Source organism: Paraburkholderia fungorum (assembly GCF_003610895.1).
GTDB classification, from domain to species: Bacteria; Pseudomonadota; Gammaproteobacteria; order Burkholderiales; family Burkholderiaceae; genus Paraburkholderia; species Paraburkholderia fungorum_B.
Map to the genome: position 1 here is coordinate 42267 of NZ_MCAS01000030.1, position 12360 is coordinate 54626.

Consider the following 12360-nt stretch of genomic DNA (forward strand, 5'->3'; position numbering starts at 1 on the left):
TGTAGAACGGTTGCCGCTTTTTTACCGGCTCGCAGAAAGCGTCAGCGGTGCTGCCCGACCTTCTGCCGCTTCTCCAGCACTCGTGCATACCACGTCAGCGGGAAACACATCGCGAAGTAAATCATCGCGACCATGCCGTAGATCGGAAACGGGCGGAAGGCGGCGTTGGTGATCATCGTGCCGGTCTTGGTCAATTCCGTGAAGCCGATGATCGACGCGAGCGCCGTGCTCTTCACCACCTGCACGAGGAAACCGACCGTGGGCGCCACGGCGATCTTGAGCGCCTGCGGCCAGACGATGTAGCGCAGTTGCTGGCTGAACGTCATGCCCAGACTCGCCCCCGCTGCCCACTGGCCACGCGGCACGGCTTCCACGCAGCCACGCCAGATATCGACCAGATACGCGCTGGTATAAAGCGTCAGCGTGACGGTTGCCGCGACCCAGGGCGAGACGTCGACGCCCAGCAAGGGCAGGCCGAAGAACGCCAGAAAAAGCTGCATCAGGAGCGGCGTGCCTTGAAACACTTCGATGTACAGCACCACGATCCGCCGCAGCCACGGCAAGGGCGAAACGCGCATCGCGAGCAGGATCAGCCCGACAATGCCGCCGCCGACAAACGCGATCAGCGACAGCAACACCGTCCAGCGGGCGGCGAGCAACAGATTGCGGGCGATGTCCCACAGCGTGAAGTCGACCATGATCAACGCTCCGTCGGCAGAGTGCGGGCACCGCGCCACATCAGGCGGGTGCGCCAGTTACGCGGCGCGCTCTCACCGCTGCCGCCGCGAGCCACGCGGCCCGCAAAGAGGTTGCGGCCGAGCCGGTTCATGAGCTGCCGCAACACGATCGACAACACCAGATACGTCGCGGTGATGATCACGTAGCTCTCGAACGAGCGGAAATTACGCGACTGGATGAAGTTAGCCGCGTAGGTCAGGTCGGGCACGGAGATCTGCGAGACCACCGCTGAGCCGAGCATCACGATCAGCACCTGGCTCAACAAGGAGGGAAACACGTTGGCGAGCGCCTGTGGCAGCACGACGTAGCGGAACACCTGGCGCCCATGCAGGCCGAGCGCTTGCGCCGCCTGCACCTGGCCGCGAGAAATCGAATCGATCCCGGCGCGCACGATTTCGATCGCGTAGGCGCCGAGATTGACGGTCATCGCCAGAATCGCGGCCTGCACTTCGTCGATATGAATGCCGAGGCTCGGCAGGCCGAAGAAAATGAAGAACAGCTGCACGATGAACGGCGTATTGCGGATCAACTCGACATAGGTCGCGATCACCGCGCGTGCCCACTTCGGGCCGGCCACCGCGATGCTCGCCCCGCCAATGCCGACGAGGCCGCCGAGTACGGTGGATACCGCGGTCAGCCCCAGCGTGACGGCGACGCCGCGCGCGAGCAGCCCCGCATAGAGGCCGAAGCCGCTGAAATCGAACGCATAGGTCATGGCGTGGCGCTCATCGTGAGGTCAAACTCCGGCGCGAACGCCCGAAGGAAGTCCCCTCTGAGGGCGGCCCGAAGGATCCCCCTGGGGGACCGGCTCGGCCAGTCCGCGCAATCAAGGTTTAGAGGTCGGCCGGCAGCGGCGCACGCAGCCATTTCTGCGAAATCGCATTCATGGTGCCGTCCTTGCGGGCCTTGGCAATCGTTTCGTCGACTTTCTGCTTCAGACGCGGCTCGTTCTTGTTCAAACCGACGTGATCCGGCGAACTGAACAGCGAGAATTTCTGCTCGGGATCGTTTGCCGGATGACGCGCAAGAATGGTGGCGCCGACGTCGTTGCCGACTACCATCAACTGTACCTGACCAGAAAGAAACGCCGAAATTGCGCCGTTAGGATCGTCGAATCTTTTTATGGTCGCGCTGGGCGGCGCGATCTTGCTGATGCTCAGGTCTTCCAGGGTGCCGCGCGCGACCGAAATCGTTTTGCCGGCGAGGTCGGCCGCGTTCTTCACGGGCAGCGTCTTCGGACCGAAGACCGCGAGGTAGTAGGGCGCATAAGGCTGCGAGAAATCGATCACCTTTTCGCGCTCGGGCGTCTGGCCGACTGAAAGCAGCATGTCAGCCTTGTGGTCGGCCAGATAGGCCATCCGGTTGTCGCCCGTCACCTGCACGAGTTCGACCTTCGCGTTGAGCGCCTTGCCGATCAGATTGGCCACGTCGATGTCATAGCCCATCGGCTTCATGTCCGGGCCGATCGAGCCGAACGGCGGGTAGTCCTCGAATACGCCGATCCGCACCGTTCCCGACTTGGCGATGTTGTCGAGCGCGTCCGCATGCGCGGCCGGCGACGCCAGGGCGCACAGCGCGCCGAGGCCGGTGAAGGCGAGCGTCGCGGCAAGGGTGGCGAAGACGCGGCGTGCGTTCGATTGGGCAACTTGGGGCTGATTCATGGTCTTTCCTCTGTCGAAAACTCGTTATTGGAATGGGCTTCAGGATGAGCGTTTCAATGCGCCGCGCGGGCCGCGATCAGTTTGCACGCGTGCGGTGGCAGTTCTGCGATCACCGGCATGCCGAGCGTCAGTCCCGGCGTTTCGCGCGGCGTGGTCGCGGCAGTCAGGGTGAAACCCGCACAATCGATCGTGGCTTCAAGCGAGGCCCCCACGTCGCGAATAAACGTCACCGTGCCTGCAAGGCGATTCTGCCCGGCATCGGCGGACGCCGATTTGACGCACACGTCTTCCGGCCGGATCAGGAGGCGGATATCGCTGCGGGAATCCGGCACGCGCAGCGGTTGCGCAACCGCAATGCGCCTGCCGCCCGGCAGGCTGACGCCGCCCGCGCCGTCGTAGCTGACCGGCAGGATATTACCGAGCCCGATGAAGTCGGCGACGAATTCGCTGACCGGGTCGCGATAAATATCGAGCGGTTTGCCGACTTGCGCAATCCGGCCTTTCTCCATCACGACGATCTCGTCGGCCATGGTCATCGCCTCGCGCTGGTCGTGCGTCACCATGATCGTCGTGATGCCGAGGCGTTGTTGCAGCAGGCGGATTTCGACCTGCATCGCTTCGCGCAATTTGGCGTCGAGTGCGGAGAGCGGTTCGTCGAGCAGCAGCAGTTTCGGTTGCGATGCAATGGCCCGCGCAATCGCCACGCGTTGCCGCTGGCCGCCGGAAAGTTGCGTGACCGGCCGGTTCGCCATATGCGGCAACTGGATCAGCTCCAGCAATTCGGCCACGCGGCGCGCTTGCGCGTCTTTCGCGGTCTTGCGCAGCCTGAGCGGATACGCGACGTTTTGCGCGACCGTCATATGCGGAAACAGCGCGAGCGACTGAAACACCATGCCGAAGTCGCGCTGGTTGGCGGGCAGATGCGTGATGTCGCGGCCGGCAAAATCGATGCGGCCCGAGCTCGGCGTTTCCAGCCCGGCGATCATCCGCAAGAGCGTGGTCTTGCCGCAGCCGGACGGCCCGAGAAAGCACACCAGCTTGCCGTCGGGCACGCTCAGATCGACGCGGTCGACGGCGTGGGCCGCGTTGAAACGCTTGGTCACGGCCTGCAAGGTCAGATGGGTCATCGAATGCTCCAGCAAAAAGGCATCGTCGCGGCGGGAATCGGGAAGGTATTCAAAGCGATGCTCAAAGCGCCACGCCTTTGTCGCCGATCAGCTTCTCGAGCAGCCAGATCAGCGCGAAGTCGATTACGACGATGAATACGGCGAAACAGAACACGGTCGGATCGAGCGACGACACCGTGCGGCTGTAGAGCCACACCGGCAGCGTCATCGTGTCGATGCCATACAGGAAGAAGGTCACCGTAAATTCGTTGAACGAGACGATAAAGGCGAACAGCATGCCGGCGAGAATGCCGGGGCGCATGAGCGGCAGAATCACGTCGATCAGCGCGCGACCCGGGCTCGCGCCCATCACGCAGGCCGCTTCCTCGAACTCCGGGCCGATCGAGGCCACCGAGGCGGCACAATTTTTTACGGTGAACGGCAGCGCCAGAATCACGTGCGCGATGATCAGGCGGAATACGCCGAGTTCGATCGGCAGCACGTTGAACACCAGCAGCAGCGACAAGCCGAGCATCACCAGCGGATAGACGAGCGGCAGCGCCACCAGTTGTTCGACCGCGGGTTTGCCGCGAAAGCGGTAGCGGCTCAGTGCGTAGGCGGCGGGCACCGAGACGAGCGTGGCGATGAGCATCGTCGACAGCGCGACGATCAGGCTCGTGCTGAGCGCGGCGCCCATTGAGAGCGAGTCGCTCGCATCCGGCGAGACGAAGCTGTGCCACGCCGCGCGGTACCAATGCAAGCCGTAGGCGTGCGGCGGGAACTCGAGCGTGTCGGCCGCGCTGAACGACATCGTGATCATCGTCAGGATCGGCAGCGCGGCGAGGAACAGCACAATGGCGGCGAGCAGCGCGGTGGCCTTGCCGAGCTGGCCAGGCATGGTGGTCGGCAAACGCGGCAAACGCGGCAGGCGCGGTGAGCGCGGTGAGCGCGATGGCGGCGTCAGGCGCGGAGTCTGGATCGGCGTGCTCATGTATGAGACCCCTCGGCAAGACGTTGTGTACGGCGCGCGAGGCGCTGCGACAGCGCCATCACGGTGAGCGTCGCGATCATCAACACGACCCCCGATGCGGACGCGGCGGGCCAGTTCAGCAAGGGTGCGACCTGATCGTGCACCAGCACGGCGAGCATCGGCACGCGGCGTCCGCCGAGCAGCAGCGGTACGGCGAATGCGCTGGCGTTGTACGCGAACACGAGCAGGGCGCCGGACACGAGACCCGGCATGGCGAGCGGCAGCAACACATGACGCAGCGTTTGCCAACGCGTCGCGCCGAGCGTGGCCGCGGCTTCTTCATACGAGCTCGAGACCGCGCGCATCGCGCTCGACAACGGCAGCACGGCAAGCGGAAACGCCGTCTGAATCAACCCGAGCAACACGCCGTGTTCGCGGTACAGCCACATCACCGGGCGCTCGACCAGACCGCTGCCGAGCAGCGCGTGATTGAGCAGGCCCGCCGGACCGAGAATGATCAGCCAGCCATAACCTTGCAGCAGCAGATTGACGAGCAAGGGCAGCAGTACGCCCGCCAGCAACAGCCGCCGTGCGAGCCGTGATTGGGTGCGCGCCATGGCCAACGCGACCGGAATCGCCAGCAGCACGGCGCAGATCATGCTCTGGAATGCGAGCTTCAGCGTGAGCCACAACGACTTCAGGAAATAGCCGTCGAGCAGATCGGCGTAGTTCTGCAGCGTGAAGCCATGCCATTCGTTGCCCTGGGTGCCAAAGCTCATCCGCAGCACGACGAGCGCTGCCGCGCCGAGTATGGCGAGAAATAGCAGGATCGGCGCGAGCAGAAGCCAGGGGCGCGCCCTTGCGAGCGCCGTGGACGCGGGTTCGTCCGGTGCGTCGGACGCGGCGCCGGGCGAACCGGGCGTGCCCGGCGCATCACCCGACGCCGCGTCCGACGCCGGCGAAACACGCCGCGAAAAGCGCGCGAGCATCGCGGTCATGCCGAGAAAATCTCGGTATAGCGCTTGATCCACGCGGGCTGCACGACAGCGAGCGCCTTGTCGTCATGCAGGATCGCTTTCTCGGCGATCTGTTGCGGGCTCGGCACGAACGCGCGGCTTTCGGCGGGAATCACGGCTTTCGAATTGACCGGCCCGTTCAGCACGTCGGCCGCCATGCGGCCTTGCACGCCGGCGTCGAGCGAATGGTTGATGAAGGCGTGGATCAGATCGCTGTCGGCGGGATGCGACTTCGGGATCACCGTGAACATCAACTGCGTGGCGAAGCCTTCCTTCATGCCGTAGGTCACGCCCATTTTGTATTCGGGCTTGCGGATCTGGTCGGGGAAAAAGGCCGGCGAATAGATGCCGCCGATATCGAGCGAACCGGTGCGGAACAGATCGGCCACCTGATTCGGATTTTCGCCGAGCGTCATCACGCGGTCTTTCAACTGCATCAGCTTCTTGAAGCCGGGTTCGATGTTCTGCTGCGAGCCGCCATTCATTTTCGCGGTGATGATCGCGAGGTCCACCGCTTCGGCCCATTCGGGCGGCGGCAGGAACAGGCGTCCGGCGTACTTCGGATCCCATAGGGCTTCGTACGAAGAGGGCGCCGTTTTGACCGTCGACGTGTTGTAGATCAGCCCATCGGACCACAGCAGATAGCCCACGCCGAAGCCGTTCGCGCCCGTGCGGTATTGCGCCGCGACGTCCTTCAGGTTCGGCAGCTTGTCGAGATCGGGCTTCATCAGCAGGCCCGCGTCGCCGAGACCTGCCGCGCCGACGCCAGCCAGCGTGATGACGTCATAAGTGGGGCGATCGCCCGCGGCCTTGACCTTGGCCACCATGCCGGAAGTGCCGTCGGCGCGGTCGGCGATGACCTTCGCGCCGGTCTTCGCCATAAACGTGGCGGCGATATTGCGCAACGCGGCGGCGCCGGTGTCGTCCGACCAGGTCAGCAAACGCAGCGTCTTGCCGGAGAAGTTGTGCTCCTGAGCTCGCAGATTGACGAATGGCATCGGCAAGGTGGACGCCGCGAGTGCCGCGCCAATCGTCTTGATGGCCTGCCTTCTACCCCGTTTAATTTCCTGCATGGCGGTCTCCTGTGTTGAACGCCGGTTGCTTCGTGATATTCGCGCTGACCGCTGCCGCTGGATCGCCCATTTGCGCTGCGTGTCATACCTGACTTCAGTGCCCAACCCCACGCGATACCGGATGCGTTGCGTGTTGATGCACTCTAGGTTTGCCAAAATCCCCCAACAAACGAAATATGCGCATGGCGCGCATGACGGAATCTCATGGCCTGGTTCTCGTGCGATGCTAGCGGCGGTTTTGCGATGAATCGTGGGAACGCCAATCCAGTGGCGTATCGGGGTTAACGTCCATGATCTTTTTTGCGCCGGCGGGGTGAGGGGAGGTATGAGGAAAGCTCGGTTCTGGTGCGATGCCAGGCGGGATGTGCCCCGAGTCGGTGCAAGCGGCGGCGCTCAGGCGGGAATTGATCGTCGCGACATGAGCGAAACGCATGTGCGTTCGCTTGCGCGCCATTCGTGCAAGAACTTCTGATCGCGTATCCTGTGGGCTCAAGGGGCGTACTGGCATGTAACGCTGCCTGCGCACCCAATGATTTTTTCTGATCCCGGACTGGACTACTCCGATGCGACGTCTCCCGCCGCTCAACGCGCTGCAGATTTTCGAAACCGTCGCACGGCACCGCAGCTTTACGCGTGCCGCGGATCACCTATGCCTGACGCAGGGCGCGGTGAGCCGCCAAATCATCGCGCTCGAGGACTATTACAAGTTTCCGCTCTTCAAACGCCACGCCAAGGGCCTGACGCTGACCGCCGAAGGCGAATTGCTATTGCCGGCGGTGAAAGAGAGCTTCGCGCGTATCGAGGAGATTTCGCTGCGCCTGACCCGGCAACGCACCGATCTCGCGCTGAAGGTGCCGACCTGCGTGATGCGCTGGATGCTGCCGAAGATCATGCGTTTCCAGGCTGAATATCCCGAGTTGCACGTGCAGATCACCACCACCTGGCAGCACGACGTCGACTTCCAACTCGAGCCGTTCGATGCGGCGATCATCTATGGTTCGTCGCCGGGTGTGGGCGTGCAGGCGGTGCCCTTGTTCGAGGAGCGTTTGACGCCGGTGTGCGCGCCCGATCTGCTGAAAGACAAACCGCTCGGCGCGATTGCGGATCTGGCGCGTCATACGCTGCTGCATCCGACGCGCGACCATCGCGACTGGAAGATGTGGCTCGCCAAGGTGTGCGAGATGGATGCCGCGAATGCGCAGGCCATCGACGCGGAGCACGGCCCGAGCTTCGACACGCTCGACATGGCGACCAACGCTGCCTTGCAGGGTTTCGGCGTCGCCATCAGCGATCTCGCCTTGATCGACGAAGACGTTGCAGCGCGACGCCTCGTGCGGCCATTCGATACGGTGCTCAAGACCGGCTGGCGCTATTACTTCGTGTATCCGGATTCAGTCGCGCATCAGCAGAAGCTGAATCTGTTTCGCGACTGGATTGCGGCGCATTGGGAAGAGTAGGAGGCGTGCGTTGCTGGTAACACGCCGCCCTCTTGAGCCGCTTGTCAGGGCGCGAAAGACAGAAACAGATACGCCGCGAACAACGACAGATGGACGGCGCCTTGCAGGATCGTCGTGCGTCCGGAACTCAGCGTCAGGGTGCCGACCACCAGCGTGAGCATGAGCAGGACGGTTTCCTTGCCGTCGATACCGAGGATGAGCGGCTGGGCGGTCCACAAAAACACCGCCGCAACGGTTGGAATGGTCAAGCCGATACTGGCCAGCGCCGAGCCGAGCGCGAGATTCAGGCTGTTCTGCAAGCGATCGGCCCGCGCCGCGCGCACCGCGGCAAGCCCTTCGGGCAGCAGCACCAGCGCGGCAATGATGATGCCGACCACCGCCGGCGGCGCGCCGGCGTTCTGCACCGCCGTTTCCACCACGGGCGAGAGTACTTTCGCCAGCAACACGACTGCGACGAGGCACACCACCAGCAAGCCGCCGCTTGTCAGCGCCACGCCGATGCTTGGCGGGGCGGCATGAACGTCCTCGTCAGGAACGCCGGCAAGAAAGTAGTCGCGATGCCGCACGGTCTGGACGAACACGAACACCCCGTACAGCACCAGCGAGGACACGCCCGCGAACGCCAGTTGCGACGACGACAGGACTGGGCCCACGCTGGTTGTCGTGTAGTTCGGCATGACCAGCGTCAGCACGGACAACGAGGCGAGCACCGCCAGCGCGGCCGCGGCGCCACGGCTCTGAAAGTCCTGCTCGCGATGCCGGATGCCGCCCACCAGCAGGCAGATACCCACGATCCCGTTGCAGACGATCATTACCGCGGCGAACACCGTGTCGCGCGCGAGGCCGGCTTTTTCCGGCCCGGACGTCAACATCACCGAAACGATGAGCGCGACCTCGATCACGGTCACGGCCACTGCCAGCACCAGCGTGCCGAACGGCTCGCCGACGCGATGCGCCACCACTTCCGCATGGTGGACCGCCGTGAACACCGCAGCGCACAGCGCGACCCCAATCAACGCGAGCAGCAGCCCGTTGCCCGGCAAGGCGTAGGCGGCGCCCAGCACGATCCAGGCGACGAAGGGAGCGGCAATGGTCCAGCGGGGTAAAGCGGTCGCGGGCGTGGTCATTCGGAGCTTCCTTTCGTGGCGGGTTCTTGTTGCTTGTATCGGACTGGCGCGCTGCGGACAGACGGGCACCGGCAAGCTATGCGAGCGGGCGTGAGTGCTAAACCATCCTGTCAACAACGCGCCCTAACGCATTAAATTATAAAGGATAGTTTACGGCGGGCGAGGCTTTGTCAGCCTGCGGTACGGATTGCGCCGGCGCAGTGGCGAAGGCAGGCAAGCGGCGGCTGTGCTGCATCCGAAGGATTGGGCCACGCAGCGTTGCGCGGAAAATGCCGGTCGGTTTCGACGGCGCGGTTTCGATGGTCAATCGCCATCGGTCCACAACTGCCGGAATGGAAACTCGGGGAAACACGCTGGATATTTCAGTCCGGGCGCGCCGCTTTGTGAAAAGCATTGCGCCCGGTTGTGGCACTTAGGCCGGTGAGGCGGCTTACTGTCCGACCGGACGGATCGACAGGGCGTTCTTGACCGACGTTACGCCTGGCACGGCTTGCGCGGCCTGGGTTGCCAGGTCGACTTGCGGTTGCTCAGGCACCGTGCCGGCCAGCGTCACCGCGCCGCTACGCGCGCGCACGGTAATGTTGGTCACCGTCAGACCCTTGGTCTTCGACAGCGCGCTGCGCACTTTGCGTCCCAGTGCCCGGTCGGCTTTCTTGACCGACTTGGCGCTGGTTGCCGACGAAGCAGCCATCGGGGCAGTTGTAGCAGTAGCATCGCTGCTTTGCGCGTACGTATTGATGGACGCCAGAACGATCAGCGCGCCGCCGACCATCTTGATTGCCTGGAATGCTTTCATTCAACTCTCTCCTGTTGTCATGAATACGACGGCCCGCGGATGGGGCCGGGGTACTGCGCCAGCGGTACTTCGGGATCAAATCTGAACGGAACGTTGCTGCGAATCGTGCGACTTCCTGCAAACTGCGAGTTGATCAGGCGCGCTTGAACACGCATGCCGGCAAGGGCTGTGCTGCAGGCCGGAAACACACGATACTCCAATTAGTGCCATGGTGATTGCGCCGCTGCCAGGAAGTGAGGTTTTGGTACAACGAATGGGCCGATGAATGCAGGCCGATGGCGCTTTATCACTTTATCGCTTGATCCGGCGCGGGCGACGCGCTTTGGCGTGCCTGCCGGTTGCCCGCATCGCCCATTCATCGAACCTTGCGCTTAACGACCCAACCGGACTGCATGCCGAACAAACCGCTGCCCATCCTCCCACTGCTTCGTGACGATTTGCCACCCGATACGGTCGCGCTGGCGCGCTTCATGGTCGGCAAATACCTGGTGCACGATCTCCCCGAAGGCCGTATGAGCGGCCGGATTGTCGAAACGGAGGCGTATCCGCTCGGCGATTCGACCAGCCATGCGTTTATGGGCCGCCGCCCGTATAACGGCTCGATGTTTCTCGCCCCCGGGCATGCGTATATCCGGCTCACGTACGGGCTGTCGTACATGCTGAATATGTCCGCGGAAGCGGAAGAGGTCGGCGCCGGCATTCTGATTCGCGCGATCGAACCATTGGAAGGTTTGCCGCTGATGGAAGCGCGGCGGCCTGGCGTGCCCCTGCGCGACCTCGCGCGCGGTCCCGGCCGGCTCACCATGGCATTTGGCATTGGTCAGTCATTCGACGGCCACGATCTTTGCAGCGGGCGCGACTTGTGGATTGGCGTGATAGAGACCGGGGACGTGCCGATCGGCGTGACGACGCGCATCGGCTTGTCGCGCGAGATGCATCGGCCGCTACGGTTTTTCGAGCCTGGCAGTGTGTTCGTCAGCGGACCGCGAAAACTGTTGCTGCCGCCGCATGCGGACGCTTTGACCCGCACGCCAGATTGACGATCGAGGCCATGCAATGCGCTAGAACCCGCTCAGTGGCGGTGCTTTACCGAAACATCAGACAGAAGGGTTACGATCCCGACAATTATTACGGTAAAGATCGGACTTCAGTCCTGCCCAGCCGTAAGTTCCGCCGCATTCTTGCGTTTTGAACAATTATGTATCTCGCAATTAAGGGTTTTCCCTTGATGACCGGGTGACTAGACTGAAGTCACTCGCTTCTCACATGGTGTGCCAAGCGAAGCAAAAAACCAGGTCTGGAGGTAAGTCATCATGAAGTCACTCATCAAGGCAGTCGCTATTGCAGCCATTCTCGCCGCCCCGGTCGCTTCGTTCGCTCAATCGAGCCAACAACCCCTGACCCGCTCGGAAGTGCGCAGTCAATTGATCCAGCTGGAACAAGCCGGCTACAACCCGGCAGCGAGTAACGACACCAACTATCCGTCCGACATTCAGGCCGCCGAAAGCCGCGTGCAGGCGCGAAACCCGGCTGTCGCGCAGACCCAGGAACCGGTCGCGGATACCAGTGGTTACGGTGGCGCGGTGAGCGGATCGTCACAAGCGGGTGGCGTGGTCCAGCCGGTGTCCGGCCCGAAGTCGGTCTATTTCGGTAACTGAATTGCGCAGCTGCGGCCGGTCCGCAGCTAAGTGACGTGCGAAGTGATGTGCGAAGTGATGTGCGCGGTGCGTGCATCCACTGAGCGCACGTTGACGATCAGCAAGCAGTCAGCTGGTGTAAATGGATATGCCAATGCGCGCCGCATGCGGCGCGCATTGAAGAAACAGGAACCTCCGCTGCCGCAAGGTAGCTTCGCCCAACCTCTTTCAAGGATTGGGCTTTTTTTGTGCTCCGTTGCGCCTGGCAGCGTTTGATGCGCGGCGCGCGATGGCCGTGGGCCCGCGCGTCAGGCGGCGACCCTCAGGGCCGTTCGCCGTGGATATAGAACTCCAGTTGCTGGATCGTGAATTGCTGCTCGGCGATGATGTTCTTCACCAGGTCGCCGATCGATACCATACCCACCAGCCGGTCGTTTTCGATCACCGGCAAGTGGCGCATGCGCCGTTCGGTCATCAGGGCCATGCAGTCGTCGGTGCTCTGGTCGGGGCGCACGAAGCGCACGGCCTTGCTCATGATGTCGCGCACCGGTGTGGCCTTCGACGAACGGTCCATCAGTACGACTTTGCGCGCATAGTCGCGCTCCGTAACGATCCCGGCGATGCTGTCGCCGTCTGTCACGACCAGCGCGCCGATACCTTTTTCAGCCATCAGCTTGATAGCGTCGTAGACGGAGTCGTCGGCCTCGACAGTAAAAACGGTGGTGTGATTGGGTTTTGTTTTAAGAAGCTGTGCAACGCTTGTCATGGAGCGGCTCCGT

At 63.0% G+C, this 12360-nt stretch carries 13 protein-coding genes; 3 read left to right on the forward strand and 10 right to left on the reverse strand.

Annotated elements, in window-relative coordinates:
• Window positions 1–41 precede the first annotated feature (41 nt).
• The 7 genes from BCY88_RS25295 to BCY88_RS25325 form a co-directional block, all read right to left on the reverse strand.
• Window positions 42–698 carry an amino acid ABC transporter permease gene (locus BCY88_RS25295; RefSeq protein ID WP_120346904.1) on the reverse strand — a complete coding sequence of 219 codons (657 nt, stop codon included), beginning with the start codon at window positions 696–698 and terminating at the stop codon, window positions 42–44.
• 2 nt (window positions 699–700) lie between these two features.
• Complete coding sequence (locus BCY88_RS25300) at window positions 701–1453, reverse strand: amino acid ABC transporter permease (RefSeq protein WP_120346905.1); 753 nt, start codon at window positions 1451–1453, stop codon at window positions 701–703.
• Between the two features lie 118 nt (window positions 1454–1571).
• Window positions 1572–2399 (reverse strand): transporter substrate-binding domain-containing protein, encoded by an 828-nt coding sequence (locus BCY88_RS25305; RefSeq protein ID WP_120346906.1) that lies wholly within the window; start codon window positions 2397–2399, stop codon window positions 1572–1574.
• A gap of 53 nt (window positions 2400–2452) precedes the next feature.
• Window positions 2453–3526, reverse strand: coding sequence for an ABC transporter ATP-binding protein (locus tag BCY88_RS25310; protein WP_120346907.1), 1074 nt, complete (start codon window positions 3524–3526; stop codon window positions 2453–2455).
• 61 nt (window positions 3527–3587) lie between these two features.
• Window positions 3588–4496: an ABC transporter permease gene (locus BCY88_RS25315; protein WP_120346908.1), complete on the reverse strand. Its 909-nt coding sequence runs from the start codon at window positions 4494–4496 to the stop codon at window positions 3588–3590.
• Window positions 4493–5473, reverse strand: a complete 981-nt coding sequence (locus BCY88_RS25320; protein WP_120346909.1) for an ABC transporter permease — start codon at window positions 5471–5473, stop codon at window positions 4493–4495. The genes BCY88_RS25315 and BCY88_RS25320 overlap by 4 nt, the downstream gene beginning before the upstream one ends.
• Window positions 5470–6564: an ABC transporter substrate-binding protein gene (locus BCY88_RS25325; RefSeq protein WP_120346910.1), complete on the reverse strand. Its 1095-nt coding sequence runs from the start codon at window positions 6562–6564 to the stop codon at window positions 5470–5472. The genes BCY88_RS25320 and BCY88_RS25325 overlap by 4 nt, the downstream gene beginning before the upstream one ends.
• Before the next feature lie 563 nt (window positions 6565–7127).
• On the opposite strand from BCY88_RS25325, the gene BCY88_RS25330 reads away from it, so the two are divergent.
• Window positions 7128–8021 (forward strand): LysR substrate-binding domain-containing protein, encoded by an 894-nt coding sequence (locus tag BCY88_RS25330; RefSeq protein ID WP_120346911.1) that lies wholly within the window; start codon window positions 7128–7130, stop codon window positions 8019–8021.
• Window positions 8022–8065: 44 nt separating this feature from the next.
• Here the strand turns inward: BCY88_RS25330 and BCY88_RS25335 are convergent, their stop codons facing one another.
• Both BCY88_RS25335 and BCY88_RS25340 read right to left on the reverse strand, forming a co-directional pair.
• Window positions 8066–9148 (reverse strand): calcium:cation antiporter, encoded by a 1083-nt coding sequence (locus BCY88_RS25335; RefSeq protein WP_120346912.1) that lies wholly within the window; start codon window positions 9146–9148, stop codon window positions 8066–8068.
• Between the two features lie 430 nt (window positions 9149–9578).
• A complete protein-coding gene (locus BCY88_RS25340) occupies window positions 9579–9944 on the reverse strand; it encodes a BON domain-containing protein (protein ID WP_120346913.1) in 366 nt (121 codons plus the stop codon).
• Window positions 9945–10336: 392 nt separating this feature from the next.
• Between BCY88_RS25340 and BCY88_RS25345 the strand changes: the two genes are divergently transcribed.
• Window positions 10337–10984, forward strand: a complete 648-nt coding sequence (locus BCY88_RS25345; protein ID WP_120346914.1) for a DNA-3-methyladenine glycosylase — start codon at window positions 10337–10339, stop codon at window positions 10982–10984.
• A gap of 273 nt (window positions 10985–11257) precedes the next feature.
• Window positions 11258–11602 carry a DUF4148 domain-containing protein gene (locus tag BCY88_RS25350; RefSeq protein ID WP_120346915.1) on the forward strand — a complete coding sequence of 115 codons (345 nt, stop codon included), beginning with the start codon at window positions 11258–11260 and terminating at the stop codon, window positions 11600–11602.
• A gap of 301 nt (window positions 11603–11903) precedes the next feature.
• Here the strand turns inward: BCY88_RS25350 and BCY88_RS25355 are convergent, their stop codons facing one another.
• Window positions 11904–12347, reverse strand: a complete 444-nt coding sequence (locus BCY88_RS25355) for a CBS domain-containing protein (RefSeq protein WP_120346916.1) — start codon at window positions 12345–12347, stop codon at window positions 11904–11906.
• Window positions 12348–12360: the final 13 nt, after the last annotated feature.

Bases quoted from the DNA above. Each gene is read 5' to 3' on its own strand.
- BCY88_RS25295 (WP_120346904.1), bottom strand. From the start codon at position 698: ATGGTCGACTTCACGCTGTGGGACATCGCCCGCAATCTGTTGCTCGCC.
- BCY88_RS25300 (WP_120346905.1), bottom strand. From the start codon at position 1,453: ATGACCTATGCGTTCGATTTCAGCGGCTTCGGCCTCTATGCGGGGCTG.
- BCY88_RS25305 (WP_120346906.1), bottom strand. From the start codon at position 2,399: ATGAATCAGCCCCAAGTTGCCCAATCGAACGCACGCCGCGTCTTCGCC.
- BCY88_RS25310 (WP_120346907.1), bottom strand. From the start codon at position 3,526: ATGACCCATCTGACCTTGCAGGCCGTGACCAAGCGTTTCAACGCGGCC.
- BCY88_RS25315 (WP_120346908.1), bottom strand. From the start codon at position 4,496: ATGAGCACGCCGATCCAGACTCCGCGCCTGACGCCGCCATCGCGCTCA.
- BCY88_RS25320 (WP_120346909.1), bottom strand. From the start codon at position 5,473: ATGACCGCGATGCTCGCGCGCTTTTCGCGGCGTGTTTCGCCGGCGTCG.
- BCY88_RS25325 (WP_120346910.1), bottom strand. From the start codon at position 6,564: ATGCAGGAAATTAAACGGGGTAGAAGGCAGGCCATCAAGACGATTGGC.
- BCY88_RS25330 (WP_120346911.1), top strand. From the start codon at position 7,128: ATGCGACGTCTCCCGCCGCTCAACGCGCTGCAGATTTTCGAAACCGTC.
- BCY88_RS25335 (WP_120346912.1), bottom strand. From the start codon at position 9,148: ATGACCACGCCCGCGACCGCTTTACCCCGCTGGACCATTGCCGCTCCC.
- BCY88_RS25340 (WP_120346913.1), bottom strand. From the start codon at position 9,944: ATGAAAGCATTCCAGGCAATCAAGATGGTCGGCGGCGCGCTGATCGTT.
- BCY88_RS25345 (WP_120346914.1), top strand. From the start codon at position 10,337: ATGCCGAACAAACCGCTGCCCATCCTCCCACTGCTTCGTGACGATTTG.
- BCY88_RS25350 (WP_120346915.1), top strand. From the start codon at position 11,258: ATGAAGTCACTCATCAAGGCAGTCGCTATTGCAGCCATTCTCGCCGCC.
- BCY88_RS25355 (WP_120346916.1), bottom strand. From the start codon at position 12,347: ATGACAAGCGTTGCACAGCTTCTTAAAACAAAACCCAATCACACCACC.